General features: G+C 74.8%; 16 protein-coding genes. 5 read left to right on the top strand and 11 right to left on the bottom strand.

All coding sequences use genetic code 11. From position 1 onward, the window contains the following. Nucleotides 1-173 precede the first annotated feature (173 nt). Complete coding sequence (locus ABZ714_RS19925) at nt 174-1,673, top strand: hypothetical protein (protein ID WP_358826578.1); 1,500 nt, start codon at nt 174-176, stop codon at nt 1,671-1,673. A gap of 32 nt (nt 1,674-1,705) precedes the next feature. On the opposite strand, the gene ABZ714_RS19920 is transcribed toward ABZ714_RS19925, so the two are convergent. The 3 genes from ABZ714_RS19920 to ABZ714_RS19910 all read right to left on the bottom strand — a co-directional run bounded on the left by ABZ714_RS19920 (nt 1,706) and on the right by ABZ714_RS19910 (nt 6,425). After that, nucleotides 1,706-3,259: a SpoIIE family protein phosphatase gene (locus tag ABZ714_RS19920; RefSeq protein ID WP_358826577.1), complete on the bottom strand. Its 1,554-nt coding sequence runs from the start codon at nt 3,257-3,259 to the stop codon at nt 1,706-1,708. Nucleotides 3,260-3,715: 456 nt separating this feature from the next. Further along, nucleotides 3,716-4,339: a GNAT family N-acetyltransferase gene (locus ABZ714_RS19915; protein WP_358826576.1), complete on the bottom strand. Its 624-nt coding sequence runs from the start codon at nt 4,337-4,339 to the stop codon at nt 3,716-3,718. After that, a complete protein-coding gene (locus tag ABZ714_RS19910; protein WP_358826575.1) occupies nt 4,329-6,425 on the bottom strand; it encodes a penicillin acylase family protein in 2,097 nt (698 codons plus the stop codon). The genes ABZ714_RS19915 and ABZ714_RS19910 overlap by 11 nt, the downstream gene beginning before the upstream one ends. Nucleotides 6,426-6,531: 106 nt before the next feature. On the opposite strand from ABZ714_RS19910, the gene ABZ714_RS19905 reads away from it, so the two are divergent. Genes ABZ714_RS19905 through ABZ714_RS19895 form a run of 3 tightly spaced genes read left to right on the top strand, consistent with a single transcriptional unit; the run spans nt 6,532 to nt 8,201 of the window. Next, nucleotides 6,532-7,260, top strand: a complete 729-nt coding sequence (locus ABZ714_RS19905; protein ID WP_358826574.1) for a siderophore-interacting protein — start codon at nt 6,532-6,534, stop codon at nt 7,258-7,260. A gap of 38 nt (nt 7,261-7,298) precedes the next feature. Further along, entirely contained in the window at nt 7,299-7,682 is a 384-nt protein-coding gene (locus ABZ714_RS19900; RefSeq protein ID WP_358826573.1) for a VOC family protein, read from the top strand. A gap of 21 nt (nt 7,683-7,703) precedes the next feature. Beyond that, nucleotides 7,704-8,201, top strand: a complete 498-nt coding sequence (locus ABZ714_RS19895; protein ID WP_358826572.1) for a GNAT family N-acetyltransferase — start codon at nt 7,704-7,706, stop codon at nt 8,199-8,201. Between the two features lie 340 nt (nt 8,202-8,541). Here ABZ714_RS19895 and secD read toward each other — a convergent pair whose 3' ends face one another. The 3 genes from secD to ABZ714_RS19880 form a co-directional block, all read right to left on the bottom strand. Then, nucleotides 8,542-10,887 (bottom strand): protein translocase subunit SecD, encoded by a 2,346-nt coding sequence (secD, locus tag ABZ714_RS19890; RefSeq protein ID WP_358826571.1) that lies wholly within the window; start codon nt 10,885-10,887, stop codon nt 8,542-8,544. Nucleotides 10,888-11,116: 229 nt separating this feature from the next. Further along, nucleotides 11,117-11,530 carry a hypothetical protein gene (locus ABZ714_RS19885; protein WP_358826570.1) on the bottom strand — a complete coding sequence of 138 codons (414 nt, stop codon included), beginning with the start codon at nt 11,528-11,530 and terminating at the stop codon, nt 11,117-11,119. Between the two features lie 1,007 nt (nt 11,531-12,537). After that, entirely contained in the window at nt 12,538-12,996 is a 459-nt protein-coding gene (locus ABZ714_RS19880; protein ID WP_358826569.1) for an NUDIX domain-containing protein, read from the bottom strand. 371 nt (nt 12,997-13,367) lie between these two features. Between ABZ714_RS19880 and ABZ714_RS19875 the strand changes: the two genes are divergently transcribed. Next, nucleotides 13,368-14,204: a nitroreductase/quinone reductase family protein gene (locus ABZ714_RS19875; RefSeq protein ID WP_358826568.1), complete on the top strand. Its 837-nt coding sequence runs from the start codon at nt 13,368-13,370 to the stop codon at nt 14,202-14,204. A gap of 163 nt (nt 14,205-14,367) precedes the next feature. Here ABZ714_RS19875 and ABZ714_RS19870 read toward each other — a convergent pair whose 3' ends face one another. From ABZ714_RS19870 to ABZ714_RS19850, 5 genes are all read right to left on the bottom strand, one after another. Beyond that, nucleotides 14,368-15,636 carry a glycosyltransferase gene (locus tag ABZ714_RS19870; RefSeq protein WP_358826567.1) on the bottom strand — a complete coding sequence of 423 codons (1,269 nt, stop codon included), beginning with the start codon at nt 15,634-15,636 and terminating at the stop codon, nt 14,368-14,370. A 238-nt stretch (nt 15,637-15,874) separates the two neighbouring features. Further along, nucleotides 15,875-17,131: an MFS transporter gene (locus ABZ714_RS19865; protein WP_358826566.1), complete on the bottom strand. Its 1,257-nt coding sequence runs from the start codon at nt 17,129-17,131 to the stop codon at nt 15,875-15,877. 273 nt (nt 17,132-17,404) lie between these two features. Then, on the bottom strand, nt 17,405-19,900 hold the full coding sequence (locus ABZ714_RS19860) for a SpoIIE family protein phosphatase (RefSeq protein ID WP_358826565.1): 2,496 nt from the start codon (nt 19,898-19,900) through the stop codon (nt 17,405-17,407). 450 nt (nt 19,901-20,350) lie between these two features. Beyond that, on the bottom strand, nt 20,351-21,469 hold the full coding sequence (locus ABZ714_RS19855; protein ID WP_358826564.1) for an iron chelate uptake ABC transporter family permease subunit: 1,119 nt from the start codon (nt 21,467-21,469) through the stop codon (nt 20,351-20,353). Further along, complete coding sequence (locus ABZ714_RS19850; protein ID WP_358826563.1) at nt 21,466-22,503, bottom strand: iron chelate uptake ABC transporter family permease subunit; 1,038 nt, start codon at nt 22,501-22,503, stop codon at nt 21,466-21,468. The genes ABZ714_RS19855 and ABZ714_RS19850 overlap by 4 nt, the downstream gene beginning before the upstream one ends. Nucleotides 22,504-22,516 lie beyond the last annotated feature (13 nt).

Here is a 22,516-nt window from a genome sequence, read left to right as displayed (position 1 = left end):
GCCCCGCACCCTGGGGAGTGCGGCCGAGGGTAGGACCGGGGTGGCGCGTTCCTACGTCACACCAGCGCACGGGTGGCACACCATGTGGCGGACCCTGGCGAACCCTGGCGAATAGTCGCCACCCCCCTCGGGCGAGGACTACCGTTGAATCAGCCGAGAACCTGGGGGCTTACGTGTCCGGAGGACCCAACACCCGTCTGAGCGACCTGTTCGGCATGGCCGGCTGGTCCAAGGGCGAGCTCGCGAGGCTGGTGAACCGGCAGGCGGCGGCCATGGGCCATCCGCAGCTGGCCACCGACACCTCGCGGGTGCGGCGGTGGATCGACATGGGGGAGACCCCGCGCGATCCGGTGCCGAGGGTGCTGGCCGCCCTCTTCACCGAGCGGCTCGGCCGTGTCGTGACCACCGAGGACCTGGGCTTCGTCCGGAACGGCAGAGCGGGCAGGCGCAAGGGCGCACGGGCCGCGGAGCACGCGGCGAACCCCGACGGCCTTCCCTGGGCGCCGGACCGGACGGCGTCGGTCCTCACAGAATTCACGGGAATGGACCTCATGCTCAACCGACGCGGGCTGGTGGGCGCGGGCGCGGCGCTCGCCGCGGGCTCCGCTCTCACCGGCGCCATGTACGACGTGTTGCACAGTGAACCCGCACTCGTGACCGACTCCTTCACCACGACCGCCGCCTACGCCGATACCGCCGGATACGACCGCTACGAGGCGGCGCCCATCGGATCGCAGGAGATCGCGGCCCTCGAACGGTCCGTCGAGGTCTTCCGGGCCTGGGACGCCTCCCGCGGCGGCGGACTCCAGCGCAAGGCCGTCGTCGGCCAGCTCAACGAGGTGGGCGGCATCCTCGCCTACCGCCATCCCGAGCACATCCGGACCCGGTTGTGGGGCGTGGCCGCCAATCTCGCCGTACTCGCCGGGTGGATGTCGCACGACGTCGGCCTCGAACCCACCGCCCAGAAGTACTTCGTGATCGCCGCGCACGCCGCGCGCGAGGGCGGTGACCGGCCCAGGGCCGGTGAGGCGCTGTCCCGGGCCGCCCGGCAGATGATCCATCTGGGCCGCCCGGACGAGGCCCTCGATCTGATGAAACTCGCCCAGTCGGGTTCGGGCGTGCAGACCCTGCCGAGAACCCGGGCGATGTTCTGCACCATCGAGGCGTGGGCCCAGGCCGCCATGGGCCAGGGCCAGGCCATGCGGCGCAAACTGGGCGAGGCGGAGCAGCTCTTCGTCTCCGACCGGACCGATGTGCCGCCACCGAGCTGGATGCAGATGTTCGACGAGGCGGATCTGCACGGGATGGAGGCGCTGGCCTACCGCACCCTCGCCGAGCACGACCCGTCGGCCGCCCCCGTCGCCCAGGGCCATGCCCGTAAGGCGCTGCGGCTGCGGGAGGGCGGACGCCAGCGGTCGAAGATCTTCGACTACATCTCCATGGCGTCCTCCTGCTTCATCTCCGACGACCCGGAGGAGGCCGACCGGTACGCCCGGCTGGCCCTGGTGTCGATGGGGGAGACCTCCTCGCACCGGACCTGGGACCGGCTGCGGGAGATGTACCGGCTGACCGGGCGGTACGCGGAACACGCCACCATCGGCGCGCTCCGGGAGGAGCTGGAGCGGGCCCTGCCGCACAGTCCGTCCACGAGGGCCGGGCTCGCCGTGACCTGACCTGACCTGCCGCCGGACCGCCGGGGCCGGGGTCAGGCACCGATCCGGGCCACCAGGACACAGGCGTCGTCCTGCCGTCCGGCGCCGCCGAACGCCTCGGCGACCAGCCGTACCCCGTCCTGGGCGTCCCGGGCCCCGGACAACACGGGGGCCAGCCCCAGCAGCCGGGCGGTGCCGGATTCCTCGGCGGCGGCGTTCCTGGTCAGCCCGTCGGTGTGCAGGACCAGCAGATCACCGGGGAGCAGCCGGACGTCGTTCTGTTCGTACTCGGGGGCCGAGGTCGCCCCCAGCAGTACGCCGTCCGGGGGCGTCAGCGGCCACCCCGTCCCGTCGCGGAAGAGCAGCGGGGCCGGGTGGCCCGCCTGCGCCCAGGTGAGGGTCTGCCGGGCCGGGTCGATCCGGCAGCAGACGGCGCTGCCGAGAGTCGGCTGGACGGAGGTCTCCAGCAGATGGTTGAGATGGCCCATCACCGCCCCGGGGGCCACCCCCGCGACCGCCATTCCGCGCAGCGCGCCCAGCAGCATCGCCATGGAGGAGGTGGCGGCCACCCCGTGGCCGGTGAGATCGCCCACGCTCAGGACGTAGGCGCCGGTGGGCAGCTCCAGCGCGTCGTACCAGTCGCCGCCGATCAGATCCGCGTTGCCGGAGGGGAAGTAGCGGGCCGCGACGTCGAGTTCGGCGGGTCCGCCGACGGGGAAGGTGAGCGAGCCGCGCCAGGGCGGCAGGACCGCCTCCTGCATCTCGACCGCCATCCGGCGCTCGGCCTGTTCGGCGTGGAGCCGCCGCCGCAGGGTCTCCTGGCTCTCACGGACCGCCCGCTCGCTCCGGCGTAACGCGCTGACGTCGCGGAACACCGCCCACATCGAGGCGGTGGAGCCGTCGGGGCCGAGTACCGGTTCGCCCATCATATGAACGGTCCGCACCCGGCGGTCGGGGCGGACGACCCGGAACTCGCCGTCGATGGGGCGCCCGTCGACCAGACAGCCCGTCACCAGGGTCGTGAGCAGCGCCTGGTCGTCGGGGTGGACCACGGACGGCAGTTCGTCCAGGGTCATGGCGCCGCTGTCGACGGGCCGTCCGAGGATGGCGTACAGCTCCTCGGACCAGCTCACCGCGTCTGTCAGCAGATTCCACTCGGCGCTGCCGACCCGGCTGAGCAGGGTCCCCGAGCTCTGGGCGTGATCGGCCTCGTACGCGGCGAGGCCGGGGGCGTCGCCGAGCGGGCCGGGTAAGGCCGGTTCGCGGATCCCGGCGTACGGCGCCGGGGCGGGCGCGTACGGAGCCGGAGCCGTATCCCGGTCGTCCTCGAAGCCGTCCGTATGGCCCGCGCCGTCGGCGATGCCCCGGCGCAACTGGCCGAGCTGGGCACCCAGATCGTCGAGCTGATGGACCGCCAGCTCGCACAGGGCCCGCTGCCAGCGGCCCGCCGGATGGCTCTCGTCCGCAACGGTGTCCCGGCGGACCCGGTCCACCGCGCCCCGGAGCCGGCGCGTCCGGTGGATCAGTGCGTCGACGGCGACGGAACCCGTGCCGGATCCGTCCTCCGGCAGTTCGCCGGAACGGTCCTCGAACACGTGGGACGGCATGTCGTACTCCGATGCAGGCGTGGCCTCGGGCCGGTCTGGGTCACGGTCGGAACAAGGGTCGCTACGACTGTCGCACAGGGAGCGAGAGCTCGTAAGGCATTTGGCAACACTCGACCAGCCGATGCTGTTGGCATATGCCAACAGGTGGCGCGTCGTGTGCCGCCGAGGGGTGATCACCACCTGTGTACCCTGCCGGGCGCGCCGTACGGAAGGGGCGCAGGAGTGAAGACACCCGTGCGATCGATGGTCTCCGTACGGACTTTCGGATGCCGGGTGGCTGTCCGGTCCGGGCCCGGGAACGGGACCTGACCGGGGAGGGCGACGGGCCGGGTCCGGGCCCCGGACAGGAGGGCCGCGGCCACCGTTCGGCGGCCGGCCCCGCAGGTCGGGCCGGGGGAGTACGCGAAGGCCGCGCCCGTCCCCTCCGCGGGCGCGGCCTCCTCCTCACGGGCGGGGTCAGCCGCCCGCGGCCTCCCAGCGCTCCCGGCGCAGAAACGCCAGCCTGGCCCGCTTCTCCGGCTTCTCGATCTCCGGTCCCGCCTCGAAGCCCGCCGCCAGCATCCGGGCGATCGCCTTCTCGTTGCGCGCGTCCGGCTCGACCACGACCCGGCGGTGCGCCGGGTCCGCGAAGACCAGGCCGAAGAGCGCCGTCATCAGCCCGGTGGTGAAGCCCCGTTCACCGGCGGCGCCGTCGGGCGCCGGGCCGATCAGCAGATGGACACCCACATCGCCGGGGAGTGCGTCGTAGCACTCGCCGAGCGGGTCGGCGGCCGGTTCGTACGTCTGGAAGAGCGCCACCGGGTCGCCGTCCCGCTCGACCACATAGGCGTGGTGGGTGCTGAGGGAGTCCACATACGCGTAGATCTCCCGGACCTGCTCCCGGGTATGGCCGAGCATGCCCCAGAACCGGGCCCGCTCCGCCGTCACCCAGCCGTGGACGAGGTCGAGATCGGCGACCGGGTCGAGCGCGACCACGCGTACGGTCCCGAAGCCGGACACCTTCTCCTCGTGGACGGTCACGCGGCCGGCGCGCGGGACCGGCGGCGCGGGCGGTGCGGCGGCGGGGGATTCAGCGGTCATCGTGCGGGGTCTCCTCGGTGAGCTTGTTCCAGTCGGTGACGACGGGGGCGAGCGCCCCCGTCAGCCACAGGGGGAGCTGGTCGCGGTGGTGCGGATCGCCCGGGGTTCCCGAGGCGCCCAGCGGCACGATCCAGCGGCTGTTCTCCCGGCGGGCCAGATCCCAGACATAGCGCGCGGCGGGCCCGCGCCAGCTGAGATCCGTGACGCCGGGGACGCTTGTGGTGGCGAGCACGCAGTCGTGGTCGCCCGACAGGCCGGGCCAGCCGCCCTCGGGCGCGGTGTCGTGCCGCCCGCCCGGCAGCGCGTGCCAGGGGGCGAGCCGGTGCCGGTCGCCCCAGACGGGTTCACGCCGTCGGCCGCCCGCCCGGTCCGCGGCGACCTCCTCCAGCGCGCCGCGGACCGCCGCGGTCACATCGCCGGGCGGCAGGAACGCCGAACCGAGCAGCTTCTCCAGGGCGAACCCCACCCGGGGCGTGAACGCCGTCCACGGCAGCAGCTCGTCGGGCCAGTCCCCGTCGGCGACGGCTTTGGCGAGACCGTCGAAGAAGGGATGCGCGGCGAGCCGGCGGACCACGGCGGCCCGGAGATCGGCGTAGAGCGCGGCCTCGGCGCTGTCGGCGTCCATCCGCCGGTCCCACTGCGCCAGCCGGGACCGGACCCCGGCCGCGGCCTCGCCCAGCCCCTCGAGCCGGTCCACCGCCGCCAGCAGGGGGCGGACCGAGTCGAGCCGGGTGTCCATATGGACCGAGGCCATCCCCTCGGCGGTCCACATCCGCCGCGCCCCGAGCAGCTCCCGGATCCGCGCGGCCCGGTGCGGGGCGGCGAACTCCACCCCCAGGGGCTCCGCCACCCCCCGCTCGTTCGCCATCACGGCCACCGCGCCGACGGCGGCCCGGGGCAGGGCCCGCCAGCCCCGCCAGACGTACGCGGCCTCCCACGCGGGCACGGTCCGCAGCAGGTTCTCCCGGGGCCGCCGGGGGACCCGGCCCGCGACCCGGTGCAGCAGCCCGCCCGCGGTGTCGGCGGCCAGCACCACGTTCACCGGCTCCGCCCAGCCGTCCAGCGCCCGGTCGACATCGCCGGTGGTACGCGCCCGCAGCAGCGCGGGCAGCGCCGCGAAGCCGAGATCCGAGGTGACCCGGGGCGGGGTGCGCAGACTGAGCACCTCCACATCACCGCGCCCGCCGACGACCACCGGACCCCGGTCGGTCTCGAGCACCTCGATCTCCTCCGGGTCCTCCCCGGCGACCTCGATCGTCTCGGTACGGACCCGGACGGCCCGCCAGCCCTCCGGGCCGAGGGCCTCCAGCCCGCCCCCGGGGGTCTCGCGCAGCCGCTCCCGGTACAGATCCTGGTAGTCGGCCATGGCGTTGGTGATGGCCCAGGCGACGGATCCGGCGTGGCCGAAGTGCGCGATACCGGGAACTCCCGGCACGGCGAGACCCAGTACGTCGAACTCGTCGCAGGCCAGCCGGATCTGCTGGTAGACCCCGGGGTCCTCGATCGGCCGGTGCGGATCACCGGCGATCAGCGGGGCGCCGTGCGCGGTCCGGCCCGCGCCGACCAGCCAGCCGTTGCTCCCCGAGCCGTTCGCGCCCTCCGCCGAGAACAGCTCGACGGCGTCGTCGCCGAGGGCGCGGGCCACCTCCTCGCGCCAGATCTTGGTGGGGAACCCGGCGAAGAGGACATGGGCCCCGAGCCAGATCCCCAGCGGCACCCACGGCTCCCACGGCCGGGGTACGAGACCGGTCTCGGCGAACTGGGGCGCGCGCCGGACCCCCTCGGCCATCCCCTCGTTCACCCCGGCCACATAGTGGCCGACCCAGGCCGCGGTGGACTCGTCCAGTGCCTCGAAGCAGCGCCGCGCCGTGTCGTCGAGACGGGCCTGCCGGGCGAACCGGTCCCAGCCGGCGGCGGAAGCGCCCAGGAAGGACGCGGACGTGCCCTGGAAGCGGTTCCGCTCCACCTCGATCTGCCAGGCCCGGTCGACGGCGGCGTTCCACCCCTGTGCGCGGGCGAGCGCGTCGGCGCTCCCGGCCCGCAGATGCGGAATCCCCCAGTCGTCCCGGTAGACCTTGAAGTTCACCCGTCCCCCTCGCTGACAACGGCCCACCCCGTTTAGGTTAGGCTGGCCTAAGTTACTGTACGGGCGTTCGGATGAACAAACGCCATTGAAGGGGAAGGAGTCGGGCGTGGGGCATGGCTGGGAAGGTGTGGTCCTCAAGCTGATGCGGGGGAAGGACTTCCGGTTCACCGTCACCGGAGCCGAGGCGGTCGGAGACCGCTTCCACCGCGTCCACTTCACCGACGGCGGCATGCTCGCCCAGACCGGGGCCCACCCCACCATGTGGGTCCGGGTCTGGTTCGACAACGCGGGCAAGCCCCACCAGCGCGCCTACACCCTGGTCGACCCCGACCCCGCGAACGGCACCTTCAGCCTGGAATTCGCCCTGCACGAAGGGTCCGCCTGCGACTGGGCGCGCGCCGCCCGCACCGGCGACACCATCGAGGCCACCCTCCAGGGCACCGGCTTCACCACCCCCGAACCGGCCCCCGGACGCATCATCGCCGTCGGCGACCCCGCCTCCCTCCCGGCGATCAACTCCCTGCTCGACGCCCTCCCCGGCGTCCCCGCCACCGTCTTCTTCGAGACCGGCCACCCCTCCGACGCCGAACTGCCGTTCCGGCTCGACCCCGACCACCACGAACTGCGCACGATCCCCCGCGAGGACGGCGGCGCCCGGCTCGTCACCGAGGTCAAGGCCGCCCTGCCCACCCTGATCGGCGACCCCACCACCGCCTACGTCTGGATCGCCTGCGACACCGCCACCACCCGTACCCTCGCCTCGTACGCCCGCAAGGAACTCGCCCTCGCCAAGGACCGGGTCAACGCGCTCGGCTACTGGCGCGCCACGGCCTGACCCCGACCGGCCGGGGGCCGACCACCGGAGGCCGCGCCATGACCCCGTACCCCCGGCCCGCACTCGCCACCGTCGTCCTCGACTGCGCCGACGCGCCCCTGCTGGCGGACTTCTACCGCCACCTCCTCGGCTGGGAGATCCGGTCCGCCGAACCCGACTGGGTCCTGCTCCAGCCCCCCGGCGGCACCGGTGTCCGGCTCGCCCTCCAGGGCGAGCCGGACTACGAACCCCCGGTCTGGCCCGAGCGGCCCGGCGCCCAGCAGAAGATGCTCCACCTCGACCTCCACGTCGACGACCTCGCCGCCGCCACCGCCCGCGCCCTCTGCCTCGGTGCCCGGGACCCGGGCCGCCAGCCGCAGGACGACGTCCGAGTCCTCCTCGACCCCGCCGGACACCCCTTCTGTCTCTTTCTGCGCGACTGACCTACGTGTAATACTCACTCAATGAGTTCACCCGTGACGGCAGTGGTCCCGGAGCCCCGCTCCGACGGCATCCGGATCCGGCGCGCGACCGGCACCGACTCCCGCCGCCTCACCGCGATGGCCCGCCGCTCACGTGCCTACGAGGGCCACTACGCCCCCATGGTCGCCGGGCTCACCGTCGGATCCGTCTACATCGAGACCCACCGGGTCCATGTCGCCACCGACGCCGACGGCACCCCGCTCGGTTTCTACGCCCTGCTGCTCGACGCCGCCGAACTGGACCTGATGTTCGTCGCCGACCGCGCCCAGGGCCTCGGCGTCGGGCGGTTGCTGATCGACCATATGACCGCCGAGGCCCGCGACCACGGCCTCGACACGGTCCGGGTCGTCTCGCACCCGCCCGCCGAGGGCTTCTACCGCGCGGTCGGCGCGGAACGCACCGGCACGGTCCCGGCCGACCCCCCGGTCGTCGGCTGGCCCCGCCCCGAATTCCACTTCCGGCTGACCCCGGAGGGCTGACCCCGGAGGGCTGACCCCGGAGGGCTGAGCCCGCCGGGGCCGCCGCCCGGTAACAGGGAGCCGACGGTTCCCGGGCGGTCCGGGCCGTCGGCGGGGCCGCGCCGACGACGCTACGGCCCCGATCCCGCCGGCGGGCCCCCACGACGGCGGGCGCCGAGGGCGGCTCGCCGACCCGTACGGTGCCGGTGCCGCCCGCGGCCGGAGCCCCCGCGCCCGTGTCGTACGGACCGGACCGGACGGCCGTACGACACCGGCACCGGCCCCGATACCGTGAGGCACCCGCCCCGGTGCCGCGGCCGGACCGAACGACCCGGCCGCGCCCCCGGGACCCGGCCCCGGCTCAGACCACCGCCCCCGACGGGTTCCGGTCCCGTGCCTTCACCGGCGCCGGACGGGCCCGGTCGCGGCGCCGGGAGGTGAGGATCACCGCCAGCGGCATCGCGGTGAAGACCGTCGACGCCACCCCCGTCACCACCCCCGCCAGCAGCGCCACCGAGAAGTCCGTCAGCGAGTCGCCGCCCAGCACCGCCAGCGCCATCAGGACGAACAACGCGCCCATTCCCGTATTGACGGTCCGCGGCAGCGTCTGCGCCACCGCCAGATCCGCCAGATCGGACCAGGCCGCGCGCGGCGCCGACCGCCGCAGCTCCCGCAGCCGGTCGAGGACGACGACCGAGTCGTTCACGGAGTAGCCGACCACCGTCAGCAGCGCCGCCAGGAAGACACTGTCCACCGGCTTGCCCAGCCAGGCGAACAACCCCACCACCAGCAGGACGTCCTGCGCCATCGCCGCGACCGCCGCCACCGCGAAGGTCCAGCGGAACCGCAGCGCCAGATAGGCCAGCTGGGCCGCGATCGCCACCCCCAGCGCGATCAGCGCCTGAGTCCGCAGCTCCGACCCCAGACTCGGCCCGATCCGTTCGTCCCGCTCCACCCGGGCACCGCCCGCCGCCTCGCCCAGCGCCTCCCGGATCCGGGTCTGCTCCGCGTCGCTCAGCTCACCGGTCCGTACCGTGATGCCGCCCTCACCGGACTCCTGGACCACGGCCCGGGGGAATCCGGCGTCCGAGACCGCCCGGCGCGCGGTGTCCGCGTCGACGACGCGCCCGGTGACGTACTCGGTCTGACGGCCGCCGGTGAACTCCACCCCGAAGTCGAGCCCCCGCACCCCGATCCCCGCGGCCGCCGCCAGCAGCAGGCCGCCGCAGACTGCCAGCCACAGTTTCCGGCGCCGCATCAGCCGGGGCGGGCGCTTCTCCAGCCGGGTCCGCAGCCGTCCCTTGGCCGCGATACCCGTCAGCCCCGGCCGCGCCCGTACCCACGAGCGGCTCAGCGCCCACTCCGCGAGCAGCCGGGTGATGATCATCGCGGACACCAGCGACGCCAGTACGCCGATCGCCAGCACCACCCCGAAGCCCTTCACCGGACCGGTGGCGAAGGCGAACAACAGGCCCGCCGCCAGCAAGGTGGTGATGTGCGAGTCGGCGACCGCGCTCCACGCCTTGTCGAAGCCGGTACGGAGCGGGCGCCGGGGATCCACCGGATCCCGCCCGGTCCGCGGGAACTCCTCCCGGGCCCGTTCGAAGACCAGCACATTCGCGTCGACCGCGATCCCGATCGCCAGGACGAACCCGGCCAGCCCCGGCAGGGTCAGCGTCGCGCCGAGCGCCACGACGGCGGCGTACGAGATCAGTCCGTACAGCGCCAGCGCGACCGTGGCGAGGAGCCCCAGCAGCCGGTACACCAGGACGATAAACGCACCGGTGCACACCAGTCCGATGATCGCGGCCCAGAAACTGGCCCGGATGGCGTCCGCGCCCAGGGTGGGGCCGACGGTGCTCTGGTGCACGGTCTCCACCGGCACCGGCAGCGCCCCGCCCTTGACCAGCGCCGCCAGCTCCCGCGCCTGGTCCCCGCCGAAACCGCCGGTGATCTGCGCCGAGCCGCCGGTGATCCCCGCGCCGCAGGCCACCGTGCGTTCCATCCCGGGCGCCGAGACGATCCGGTCGTCGAGCACGATCGCGACCCGACGGGCCGGATCGCCCGGCGCGGCGCACGCCGCATCGCCGGTGATCCGCGCCCAGTCCTTCCCGGCACCGCCCCGGAACGAGAGATCCACGATCCAGCCGCGGCCCGACGAACTGTCGAGCACGGCCTCGGCGTCCTTCACCCCGTTACCGGTCAACGCGGGCGGAGCCAGGGCCAGAAAGCTGCCCGGCGCGTCCGGGTCGGGCAGCACCCGGGCACCGTCTCCGCCCTTCCCGGGCGTGGTCGCCGGACCGGCCGAGGCGCCGGTCACCGGATGGAAGGTGAGCTGCGCGGTCCGGCCGATGGCGGCGGCGGCCTCCCGGGGATCGCGTACCCCCGGCAGCTCGACCACGATCCGCCGCTCCCCGGAGCGGGCCAGCGACGCCTCGGCGACCCCGAGCGCGTCGACCCGCTGCCGCAGCACCTCCAGCGCCCGGTCGGTGGCGGCGGCGTCCGCCTTCACGGTGGGGGAGTCCCGGGTCTCCAGGACGATCCGGGTACCGCCGCGCAGATCGAGCCCGAGCCGGGGCTCGATGTTCAGGGCGACGAGTACGGAGACGGCGACGACCACCAGGGACGCGATCGCGCGCCACCAGGTACCTCGGGACGCGCGCGGCCGGCCCGCGGAACGGCGGGCGGGCGATGGACGGGAAGACATGAGTGCTCCACGGCTGGGACGCGGACGCCGGGCGCCCGCGCACAGTAAAGGGGGCCGGTCCGGGGCCGCCGCCAGCACGAGGGCGGACGGGAGCGCGACCGGTACCGGAGGGCACACGTCCGGCGCCCGGCCCCGCCGTCACCCGGATACGGATCCGGGTACGGCTACGGGCGGCGCGTACGGACGCGGCACACCGAGGCGTCCCGCCGCTGGGGCGGTCGCCGGAGTTTCAGCTGCCGAGGAGGGAAGGGGGCGCGCGGGTACGGGTGGAGTCACCGTCCCGGCACGGCGGCGCGCGCTCCCGCCGGGGGCCGACGGGCTCGTGTCCGGTCGGCTGGGCGGGGCATCCGGCGTGTACGGGCCCCGGGGCCGCGAACGGCGGTCCGGCGGGGCGCTCACCGGTATCCGTGGCCACCACGGCCGCGGTGGCGGTCAACGCCGTACGGCGGGGATCCGGCCGGGCCGCCGAGTGGCGCTGCGGCCCCTCGTAGCGCACGGGGGAGGCCGGGGTGGCCGCCACGCCCGTCGCGACGGGCGGTCCGGAGACCGGAGTTCCGCCGGTGAACACGGCCAGCAGGGCCCAGACTCCGAGCAGGACCGCCGAGAGCAGCGCCGGGAATGCCGCGCGTACCCGCTGCCGCATACCGACCCCCTCCCGGTCGTGGACCTTCCGCCGGGGACAGCCTAGCCCGTGCCCCCGCGACCCGGTCCGGAACCCGGACCGCCGGCCGGGCCGGTGGTCCCCCGCCGGCGGAGGACCACCGGCCCGACCGGGCGGCGGCGGTGGGGGACCGGTCAGACACCGGGCCGGAACGGCAGGGCGGGGACGGGCCGGCCGTCCCCGCCCGGACCGGTACCGGCGGCGGAAGCGATGAGCGCCGTCACGGTCGCCGGGCCCGGGTCACGGCCTGGGCCGTAGGGGCCGGGAGGCACCGCTGTGGGGGGACGGACACTCGGGTCGGCACTGCTTCCTCCCGGTGGGGTCAGGGCCCGTTGGGGGGCGGGCCCTCGGTGCGCGCCGGCGGACGGGAACCCGGGGACTCATCCGGGTCATGCTCCTGTCAACCGGCGCGTAGGAAGCCTGCCCCCCGTGCCGCCACCGGAACAAGAACATCTTTTGGCCGGGCCCGGGGCGCGGGGGAGGTGTTCCTTACGGACCCGGAAAGGGGCGGCCGGGCCGCCGGGAGGGCCGTCCTTCGGCCGCGCCGCCGCGGTCGGCGGCGGAAGGCGTTCCGCTGATCGTCCGTTCAGTGCCGCGCGGGCTCCGTCGCGGATCGCCGCCGGGCGGTCTGTTCGAGCGGCGGCGCCGGATTCCGCGCCCTTACGGCCCGGAGTAATCGAACAGAATCCGTCGTGCGGTGAATTGACGGTACGTCGTGTCTTTCCGGGCCGTTTCGGCGGGACGAGGCGCCCGGGCACCGCTCCGGCGGTCGACGACGCCCGCCTGACCTGCTATTCCCTTGCCGCCCGTGGTTCCGTAGCGGGATCCGGCGGGCCGGGTGCGTCTCACCTCGGTACGGCCGGGCCCGGGGATATCGCCGGATTCACTCCATGTAAGAGGCTGGCCGAAAAGCATCGCCGTTCGGGCGGAGGGTGCCCCGGAATCGGGAGCCGGAAGCCCGAAGCCGTCCTTGTCGCCGTCTCACCGGGTCACCGGAGCCTCCTGGTGCGGGTGGTCAGGCGCGCGCCGATCCGGTCCAGCCATACGTCCTGGTCGTCGGCGAGCGGGTGCTCCAGGGGCAGCGGCAGGAACCGGCAGGCGACGACGAGCCCGGCGTCGGTTCCCGCGCCCCGGACCCGGTGCTCCCACGCGTCGGGCGTCCCGGCGGGCGCCCGGAGACGGAAGAAGGCGGTCCGCCGGGGCGCGCCGGTGTGGGGATGCGGTCCGTCCTCCACGGCGATCTCCCGGACCACCGGGGCCGTGAGCGGCCCGGTCTCCTCGGCGACCTCGCGGAGGACCGCCGCCTCCCGCTCCTCGCCGGGCGCGATGCCCCCGGCCGGGACCTGGGTCCCGGCCTCGGGCATGCCGGCGTGGTCGAACACCAGCAGCTCGGGCACGGACCGGTACCGGATCACCTGCCCGGCGACACGAAGGCGTGGACTCGTCATCCCGGCATTCTCCGGCACTCCCGGATCCCGCCCCCGGCTCCGCCACTGCCTGTTCCGATGGCCGGTCAACTCCGGTCCCGGCCATCCGGGTCGGTGCGAAAGGCCCGGCCGGCGGCCCCCGGGGGCGTAACGAGAATATGTTTGCCGCCTCTCCCGGCGGTCGGATAATGTCACGGCCGTGACTACCGGGTCGGCCATACGCCGCGATCACAAGGGTTGCCCGGCCTCCGAGTGAGGCCGTGGCGGGCACGCGCCCCGCCCTCAGCTCTTCTTCCTCTTGTATTCCCACCGCCCCCGCGACGGGCGCGGACCGGCCGTGCCCGGACCGTGCGGACCGCCGGGGCGTCCCGCACCGCACACGGAAGAAGCGCATGCCCAACGAGTTCAATACGAAGATCATCGAAGAGTTCCGGGCCAACCGGGGCAGGGTCGGCGGCCCCTTCGAAGGCGCCCGCCTGCTGCTGCTGACCACCACCGGAGCCCGCAGCGGCAACCGGCACACCACCCCTGTCGCCTATCTGCCCGACGGCGACGGCCGGGTACTGGTCATCGCCTCGGCCGCCGGAGCCGCCCGCCACCCGGCCTGGTACCACAATCTCGTCGCCAACCCCCGGGTCACCGTGGAGAACGGCGTCTTCACCTACGACGCCGAGGCCGTCGTCCTGCGCGGCGAGGCACGCGACCTGGCCTGGGCCCGTGCGGCGGAGACCGACGACGGCTGGGCCGAGTACCAGGCCCGGACCGCCCGGGAGATCCCCGTCGTCGTCCTCGACGCGATCGAGGACGGCCCGCCGAACGTCTCCGGTGAGACCGACTTCGGCGGCGTCCTCACCCGGATCCACGACGGACTGCGGCGTGAGATCGGCCTGATCCGCGAGGAGGTCGCCGCCTCCGGCAGCAGCCTCGGCGTCCAGCTGAGGACGAACTGCCTGACCCTCTGCGCCGGACTGCACAACCATCACACCGGCGAGGACCAGGGGATGTTCCCGATGATCGCCGACCAGTTCCCGGCCATGGCCCCGGTCGTCGCCCGGCTCGCCGCCGAGCACGAGAAGATCGCCGCCCTGCTGGAGGAGCTGCGGCGGACCGTCACCGCCGAGAACCCCGACCCCCGGGCCACCCTCGCCGAGGTCGACCGGCTCGCCGCCGAGCTGGAGGCCCATCTGGCCTACGAGGAAGAGCAGTTGATCCCCCTCTTCGCCCAGTAGCCGGCCGACCGGTACGCACCCCGCCCCGGGGGGCGTACCGGCCCGCCCGGCGGGCCGCCGTACGGCGCCGTACGCCGGACGGGGCGCCGAGGCGCGGGGAACCGCGCGCCCGGCCCGTACCGGCAGGGGACCGGCGCCCGGCCGTGCCTGGTACGCCACCGGGTCACCGGCCCCGGACACCACCGTCCTCCGCGTACGCCTCCAGCGCCTCCAGCACCGGACGGACCCCGTCCTCCCGGGCCAGCAGGGCCGCGAGGGACCGGGCGCGGATCCGCGGCCCCTCGTCGCCCGTGGCCCGGCGCAGCGCCGAGGCGAGCGCCGGAACCGTCAGCCGCCGCAGCGGTACGGGCGCGGGCGCGACCCCCAGCGCCGTCAACCGGGCCGCCCAGAACGACTGGTCGAACTGGACCGGCACGGGCACGGCGGGCACCCCCGCCCGCAGCCCGGCCGCCGTCGTCCCGGCACCGCAGGCATGGACCACCGCCGCCATCCGCGGGAACAGCGCTTCATGCGGCATCTCGCCGATGGTCAGCATGTCGTCGCCGTCGGCCCGCAGGCCCGCCCAGCCGGACTGGATCACCCCGCGCAGCCCCGCCGCCCGCAGCGCCCCGGTCACGATCGCGCTCACCCGGGCGGGATCGGCCACGGTCGCACTCCCGAGTCCCACGTAGACCGGTGCGGGGCCCGCCGCCAGAAAGCCGGTCAGCTCGGCCGGCAGGGCGTACCCGGGAGGGCCGTACGGCCACCAGTAGCCCGCGACCCGCAGGCCGGGCCGCCAGTCCGCGGGCCGGGGCACGACCCGCTCGCTGAAGCCGTGCAGCACCGGCCAGTCGCCGCCCTCCCGGGCCCGCCGGGCACCCCGGTCACCCGTCGGCGGCAGCCCGAGCCGGGCCCGCGCGTCCCGTACGGCATCGGTGAAGACGGCGTCCACGGCCGCGTTCACCGCCCGGGCCGCCAGCCGGTTCACCGGCCGCCCCCAGGACCCCGGCCCGGCCATCGGCGGCGCGAACTCCCCGGTGACCGCGTGCGGCTGGAGATAGACCCCGAGGGACGGCAGCCGCAGCCCCTCGGCGATCGCCAGACCCAGCGGGGCGACCGCCGCCGACAGCAGCAGTACGTCGCTCTCCTCGGCCGCCGCGATCAGACCGTCCGTCAGATCCCCGGCGACCGAACGTGCCAGGGCCACCATCCGCAGCAGCTTCCCGGCATGCGTACCACTGCGGTGCAGCCCCCGCCCGGCCACGGAATCCAGCTCGGCCCGGGGATCGACGGGAAGCGCGTGGAACCCCAGCCCGGCCGCGTCCGCCAGCGGTGCGAACCGCCCGTGCGTCACCAGGGTCACTTGGTGCCCGGCCTTCGCCAGCCCGTGTCCGAGCCCGGTATAGGGGGCCGCATCACCCCGTGATCCCGCCGTCATCACCGCCACGCGCATGATCGGCAGTATGCCGCCCGGTACGAGGCCCGGGGCCGCGGCGCGGCGGGATCCGGCCGCCACCCGGCCCCCGGCGCCCTGTTCGAACACACCGGGACCCCGCCGACGGCGATCCGGCCCCCCGGCCGGACCGCCCCGTCCGCTGAACGGCGCCGCAACGGTACAGCGGCCCGGGCCGCCCCCGTACCGTCGTGGACGCCTTCAGGCCAACGGCCGGTACGCCCCCGACGGCCGCCGCTCACTCCGGGACGGCGCCGCGCCCACCGGCCCGGCCGCGTACCGCGAAACCGGCCGCCGCCACCGCGTACACCGACGCGAAGAGCGCGAACAGCACACCGTGGCCGGTGAATCCGGCCGCCGCGCCGTACACCCCGTACACGACCAGCGTCGACGCCTCGGCCCCCAGCCCCGCCAGCGATGTCACCGTCGCCCTGGCCGAACCGGGGAGCGCGTCCTGGAGCCGGGCGTCCGCGACCACGTCGATCAGCTGGAACACCAGGAACGCGGGGGCCAGCAGGACGAATCCGGCGGGTGTCCCCGACAGCCCGCCCGCCGCGAGGAGCACCGACGCCGCCCCCAGCAGGGCCGCCGCCCGGACCGGCGCGATGCCCCCGGCGCGCGAGGCCAGCACTCCGCCGATCGCCACCCCCGCGTAGACGCAGAGCACCAGCAGCGGTACGTCCCGGATCGCCGCCCCGGTCGCCGCCGCCAGCAGCGGCACGTACTCGTCGAGCGCCCCCCAGACGCTGGTCACCACCACCACCGTCAGCAGCGCTGACCGGACGGCGGGCACCCGCCGCACCTCTCCGAGCCCGGACCGCAGCGTCGCCTGGTAGCCGCGGCCCTCCCCCTCGTCCCCGGCCGCCGCCCGGCTCTCCCGGTGCTCGGGCAACCCCGCCGCGACCAGCGCGCACAGCACGCACACCGCCGTACTCGCCAACCCCAGTGCCGGGAAGCCGCCCACCGCGAACACCGGCGTCGCCAACGCGGTCGCCACCGCCGTCGCCAGCGTCAGCACGGCGGCGGTCCGCCCCATCAGCCCCGGGTAGCGCGCGGATTCGCCCAGCCGCTCCAACTCCTCGTACACCAGCGCCTCCAGCGCGCCCGAACCCAGCGCGCCGCCCAGACCCCAGAGCACGAAACCCGCCGCGAACGCCGGATACGACGGCAGCAGCGTCCACAGCGCGAACCCGGCGCCCGTCATCAGCGCCCCGACGACCAGCGGCAGCCGCCGCGACACCGTGTCCGCCCACACCCCCGACGGCACCTCCGCCAGCAGTCCGGTGAGCGACCAGAGGACGAAGAGGGACGAGATCTCGGCGGTGTCCAGACCGTGTTCGGCGAAGAGCAGGGCATAGACCGGATAGAGCAGAACCAGGTCCTTCAGCCCGGCATAGGCGTACAGCCGCAGCTCCAGGCGGCGCACCGCGCGCGAGGGCGGCGGAGCGGCACCGGGGCGGCCGGAAACGGACCGGACGGAGGAGAAGAGGGGCATACGGAGACTCCGGAGGCGTGTGACGGGCGTCGGACGGCACGGGCAAGCCCCGCGGGTGGTCCGCGGTCACACACTCCGGCCGCCGCACCGGCACGTCCCGGTCCGGACGGAGGACCCTCAGTGGAGGATCAATGTCGTCGTCTCATCCCGCCACTCTACGGCCCGGCGGTACGACCGGGCCCGCGCGAGGGCCCCGATGGCCGCCGAGGCGGTCGGATCATATGACCGGACGGCCCGCCCCCGGATGGTCCGGCCGGTCATACGAACAGGCCGTCAGCCGGGGGAGACCGCCCCCGCGACCGCCTCGGCCCCCGCCCGCTCCACCGTCGTCTCCGCCCAGACCCGCTTGCCCCCGGCGAACGGCAGCGACCCCGAATCCGACGCCAGCGCCCCCACGATCAGCAGCCCCCGGCCGCCCGTCGCCTCCAGATCGAGCGACGCCGACCGCACCGGCCCGCGCGGCGACGCGTCGTTCACCCCGATCCGCAACCGCTCCCCGCTCAGCGTCAGATCCAGCCGGATCCGCCCCCGGGTATGCGTCACGGCATTGGTCACCAGCTCGGAGACGATCAGCAGCGAGACATCCACCTCACCCGTCACACCCCACGTCCGCAGCGTCCGCTCGGTGAAACGCCGGGCGTGCACCACCGCGTCCGGCAGCCGCCACACCGGCCAGCGGGCCCGCAACGGCCGCCCGGCCGTACCGTCGTACCGCAGCAGCAACAGCGCCACATCGTCGTCCCGGCGCTCAGCGTTCGCCAGCAACTCGTCGGCCGTCCGCCCCAGATCCACCGGATCCGCCGCCGACAGCAGCGCCCGCAGCCGCGCCATCCCCTCGTCCAGCGGCAGCCGCGCCGACTCCACCAGACCGTCCGTCAGCAGCGTGAGCACCGTCCCCGGCTCCAACACGGCCTCCGTCATCGGATACCGCGCCTCCGGAAGCACCCCCAGCGGCGGCCCGCCGCGGACCTCGACCTCCTCCGCTGCCCCGTCCGGACGCCGCAGTACCGGCGACGTATGCCCGGCCCGGACCAGCAGCGCCGAACCCTGCTCCAGATCGAGGTCCACATAGCAGCAGGTGGCGAAGAGATCGGTCTCCATCCCGGTGAGCAGCCGGTTCGCCAGCCCCAGCACCACATCGGGCGGATGCCCCTCGACCGCGTACGCCCGGATCGCCGTCCGCATCTGCCCCATGATCGTGGCGGCCTCCGCACTGTGCCCCTGCACATCGCCGATGACCAGCGCCACCCGGTGATCCGGCAGCGGTATCACGTCGTACCAGTCGCCGCCGACCTCCAGACCCACCGTGGCCGGCAGATAACGCGCCACGGCACTCCCGCCCGGCAGCTCCGGCAGCTTCCTCGGCAGCAGACTCCGCTGCAGGGTACGCGCCAGCTCGGCCCGCGCGTCGAGGGCGTGCGCCCGCGTCAGCGCCCGGCCCACCAGACTCGCCGTCGCCGTCAGCAGAGACCTTTCCTCCGGGACGAAACGATGTTCCTCGTCCCACCCCACCAGACACACCCCGACCACCCGGCCGTCGGCCTGCAACGGCAGTACGGCGAGACCGCCGGGCCCGATGTCCAGCAGCCCCGGCTCCAGATCGGCGCCCGGCAGCCAGGCCGTGACCGTACCGTCGCGCAGCGCCCGCCGCAGCGTCGGCAGCTCGTTACTGGGGGCGTCGGGCCACTCCGAACGCCACTCCGAGCGCCACAGATCGGGCCACGAGTCCGGCTCCGGCGGATCGAGCAGGGTGACGATCAGCCGCTCCGCCTCCACCTCCGCCACCGCGACCCGGGTCGCCCCCAGCGGATCCCGGAGCGCCGCCGCCACCGTCTCACTGACCTCCCGGACCGTCGTCGCCCCCGCCAGCTCCGCCGACAGCCGCTGCACCCGCGACACCTCGTCGGCGCTGGGCCGCAGATATGAGGCGTCCGCCACCACACCCAGCATCCGGCCCCGGGCGCCGTCGCCCGCCGGAAGGATCCGGCAGCGCAGCCCCAGCCACCGCAGCTCACCGCTGAGACATCGGACCCGGAAGGCGAGCTGATGCTCCGAAGACGCCCCCTGCCCCGGCTCCACCACCGACATCAGCGCCGGTACGTCGTCGGGTACGGCACAGGCGACCAGGGTCGTCGCCCGCCCGTCGAACTCCCCGGGCGGCAGCCCCAGCAGATCGAGCATCTGCTCGTCCGCGGTCATCGCCCCGGTGTCGAGATCGACGGAGAAGGACCCGCTGCGCGGCGGCACCAGACCGGTGCCCCCGTCCGGCACCGGCCCGCCCCGGCGCACCAGCCGCGACTGGGACGCCTCGACCCGGGCCGCGACCTGGTCCGCGTACAGCTCCAGCAGCAACCGCCGGTCGGCGTCGAACCCCTCGGGCACCACCCCGGCCACGACCAGACAGCCGCGCCGCCCGCCGTGCCCGCCGAGCGGCAGCACCGCCAGCGCCGTTCCGTCGGGCCAGAGCTTGACCCGGTCCCGCAGCCCGTCGCCTGGCGTCTCCGATAAGGAGGAGTCAGGACCGCCGTCCCCGGCGGAGTCGTCGGCGGTACGGGCGGCGAGCGCGGCGGGGCCGAGCCAGTCGGGTCTGCCGGTCCGGAACGTCTCGGCCACGGGCGAACGTCCGGCCAGCGGAAACACCGAGGGCATCCCGTACCCGGCACCCGCCGCCTCGGCCGACTCGGCGAGGACCAGCCGGTCCCCGTCCTCGCCCAGCAGATACACGGCCGCGCACCCGGCCCCGCAGAACGCAAAGTCTTGCCTGGTCAAGGCCCGTATCGCCCCCAAAGCCACGGCCTGCACAGTGCCACGGCCCCCGCCGTGGCCGCCCACTCTATGGTGCCCGCCCCACCCTGGGGGAGTGTTGTCCTGGCGAATCCCGGCCTTCACGAACCGGCCGCGCCGGGTGCCGGTGGGGGGCGCGGTCGGGACTCCCGCGGTGGAGGCACTGTCCCCTTGCCCGGAGGACGCCCTCTTCCTGTGGGCGATGCGGGGGAGAGGGGCGCGGGGAACCGCGCGACCAGCCACCGACGGCGCGCGGACCGCCGACAACGCCCGGTCGCCGGGCGAGGTGGGCCGGTACCCCGGCGGGCCGAGGCACTGGGGTCCCCCATCGCCGGAGGCGTAGCGGCGGAACCCCGAGTCCAGCCCGCTACGACCGGCAGCCGGCCGACGGCGGACACGGCCTCCGGGACCGCCCCCGCCCCCGACACCCCCGCGTCAGAGCCGCCCCCGCCGCCGTTCTCCCAGGATGAGCAGCCCGAGATACGCGCCGCCGATCGCCATCGTGTAGATCCCGACCGGCAGATTCTCGAAGAGCGGCAGCTGCTGCGCGCACAGATCCGCGACCACCAGCAGCAACGCCCCCGTCACCCCCGACAGCAGCAGATGCGGCCCGGGCAGCCGGGTCAGCCGCTTGGCGACCTGCGGCGCGGTCAGGGCGATGAACGCGATCGGCCCCGCCACGGCGACCGCCCCCGCCGCGAGCACGATCGCCAGGACCACGGCGCAGGTCTTGGCGCGCCGGGGCTCGGCCCCCAGCCCCTGGGCGATGTCGTCGCCCATCTCGCCCGCGCCCAGCGGCCGGGCGAGCAGCAGCAGCGGCACCGCGGCCACCAGCAGGACCAGCCCGATGGTCGTCGCGTCCTCCCAGGAGCGGGACGACAGACTCCCGTTGATGTACGCCGTCAGCGCCGAAGCGTTGTCGCGCTCCATCGCGTAGACGACGTACTGCGTCGCGGCCTGGCAGATCGCCGCGACGCCGATACCCGCGACGACCAGCCGCCCCGGATTGCGGAACCCGGTACCCGTCGACAGATAGACCAGCACCATCGCGAGTACGGCCCCGACGAGCGCCCCGACCGGAACCGGCACGGTCCCGGTGAGGAAGAGCGCGGCCGCCGATGCGCCCGCCCCCGCCCCCGCGGCCACGCCGATCACATCCGGGCTGCCCAGCGGGTTACGGGTCGCGGACTGGAACAGCGCTCCGGAGAGCCCGAGGGCGCAGCCGGTGCCGAGGGCGACCACCAGCCGGGGCCCGCGCAGCCGCTCGAGGACGAACGCGTCCCGGCCCTCGGCGCCGCCGGAGAGCGCCGTACCGAGTTCGGCGAGCGGGATCCCGAGCCGTCCCAGGGTCAGGGTCGCCGCCGAGGCCACCACGGTCAGCACGAGCAGCCCGAGGGCCACGACGACGGCGCGCGGCCGGACGGCTACGGCCACCGGCCCCACCCGTACCAGCCCCTTCGGCCGCCCGGCCCGCCCCCGGGGGCCGCCGGGGCCCGCGGCCGCCCGGCCGCCCGCCGTACCGGCACCCCGTACCGGAACCTCCCGTACGGTCATGCGTTCCCCCTCATCCGGCGGACCGCGACGAGCAGTGCGGGCGCGCCGATGAACGCGGTCACGACCCCGACCATCAGCTCCTGCGGCCGCATCACGACCCGCCCCACGACATCCGCGAAGAGCAGCAGCGTCGGACCCGCGACACAGGCGAAGACGATCTGGTGCCGGAAGTCGACCCCGACGACGGCCCGGACGACATGCGGCACGGCGAGCCCGATGAATCCGATCGGCCCGACGGCCGCGGTCGCCGACGCGCTCAGCAGCGTCGCCGCGATCAGCCCGCCGGAGCGCACCAGCCACGGACGGGCGCCGAGGGCCGCCGCCGTGGCGTCGCCGAGGGCGAGCGCGTTCAGCCCGCGGGCCAGCACCACCGCCAGCAGCAGCCCGGTGGTCGCGAACGGCACCATCGCCCAGAAGACGTCGAAGTCCCGGCCCCCGAGCGCGCCGACCACCCAGTAGCGGTAGCTGTCGAAGACCTGCGGCTCGGTCAGGGTCACGGCCTGGATATAGGCCATCAGTACGGCGGTGAGCACCGCGCCCGCCAGGACCAGCCGGACCTGGCTCCGCCCGGAGCCCCCCGATCCGATGACCAGCACCAGCACCCCCGCCGCGAGCGCCCCGGGCAGCGCCCACCACATGGCGGCCGTACTGCCGGTCACGCCCAGGAACGCGGTCGCGGTGACGATGCTCGCCGACGCGCCCGCGTTGATACCCAGCAGCCCGGGCTCGGCGAGGGCGTTCCGGGTGACGCCCTGCATCAGGGTGCCCGCGACGGCGAGCGCGAGACCCGCCAGAACGGCGAGCGCCGTCCGCGGATAGCGGCTCTCGACGACCGCCGTGACCTGGGCGTCGGCCGTGCCCGACAACACGTCGACGACCTCCCCGAAGGAGGTCGTACGGCTGCCGAACATCACACTGGCGAAGAGCGCGAGGGCGAGCAGCACCAGCCCCGCGGACATACCGGCAACGACCCGCCGGGCGGCGCCCCCCTCTCGGGAGGCGCCGCCCGGCGGGGCCGATGAGATCGTGGCCATGGTGGTGGCGCGG

Source organism: Streptomyces sp. NPDC006798, from assembly GCF_040635975.1.
In the GTDB taxonomy this organism is placed as follows: domain Bacteria; phylum Actinomycetota; class Actinomycetes; order Streptomycetales; family Streptomycetaceae; genus Streptomyces.
Note: the sequence above shows the minus strand (reverse complement) of the source record. Positions and strands in the feature narration are given on the sequence as shown.

What these genes read in the sequence shown, in the direction of transcription:
- ABZ714_RS19920 (WP_358826577.1), bottom strand. Translation starts at nt 3,259, where the DNA reads ATGCCGTCCCACGTGTTCGAGGACCGTTCCGGCGAACTGCCGGAGGAC.
- ABZ714_RS19915 (WP_358826576.1), bottom strand. Translation starts at nt 4,339, where the DNA reads ATGACCGCTGAATCCCCCGCCGCCGCACCGCCCGCGCCGCCGGTCCCG.
- ABZ714_RS19900 (WP_358826573.1), top strand. Translation starts at nt 7,299, where the DNA reads ATGACCCCGTACCCCCGGCCCGCACTCGCCACCGTCGTCCTCGACTGC.
- ABZ714_RS19895 (WP_358826572.1), top strand. Translation starts at nt 7,704, where the DNA reads ATGAGTTCACCCGTGACGGCAGTGGTCCCGGAGCCCCGCTCCGACGGC.
- secD (WP_358826571.1), bottom strand. Translation starts at nt 10,887, where the DNA reads ATGTCTTCCCGTCCATCGCCCGCCCGCCGTTCCGCGGGCCGGCCGCGC.
- ABZ714_RS19885 (WP_358826570.1), bottom strand. Translation starts at nt 11,530, where the DNA reads ATGCGGCAGCGGGTACGCGCGGCATTCCCGGCGCTGCTCTCGGCGGTC.
- ABZ714_RS19880 (WP_358826569.1), bottom strand. Translation starts at nt 12,996, where the DNA reads ATGACGAGTCCACGCCTTCGTGTCGCCGGGCAGGTGATCCGGTACCGG.
- ABZ714_RS19875 (WP_358826568.1), top strand. Translation starts at nt 13,368, where the DNA reads ATGCCCAACGAGTTCAATACGAAGATCATCGAAGAGTTCCGGGCCAAC.
- ABZ714_RS19870 (WP_358826567.1), bottom strand. Translation starts at nt 15,636, where the DNA reads ATGCGCGTGGCGGTGATGACGGCGGGATCACGGGGTGATGCGGCCCCC.
- ABZ714_RS19865 (WP_358826566.1), bottom strand. Translation starts at nt 17,131, where the DNA reads ATGCCCCTCTTCTCCTCCGTCCGGTCCGTTTCCGGCCGCCCCGGTGCC.
- ABZ714_RS19855 (WP_358826564.1), bottom strand. Translation starts at nt 21,469, where the DNA reads ATGACCGTACGGGAGGTTCCGGTACGGGGTGCCGGTACGGCGGGCGGC.
- ABZ714_RS19850 (WP_358826563.1), bottom strand. Translation starts at nt 22,503, where the DNA reads ATGGCCACGATCTCATCGGCCCCGCCGGGCGGCGCCTCCCGAGAGGGG.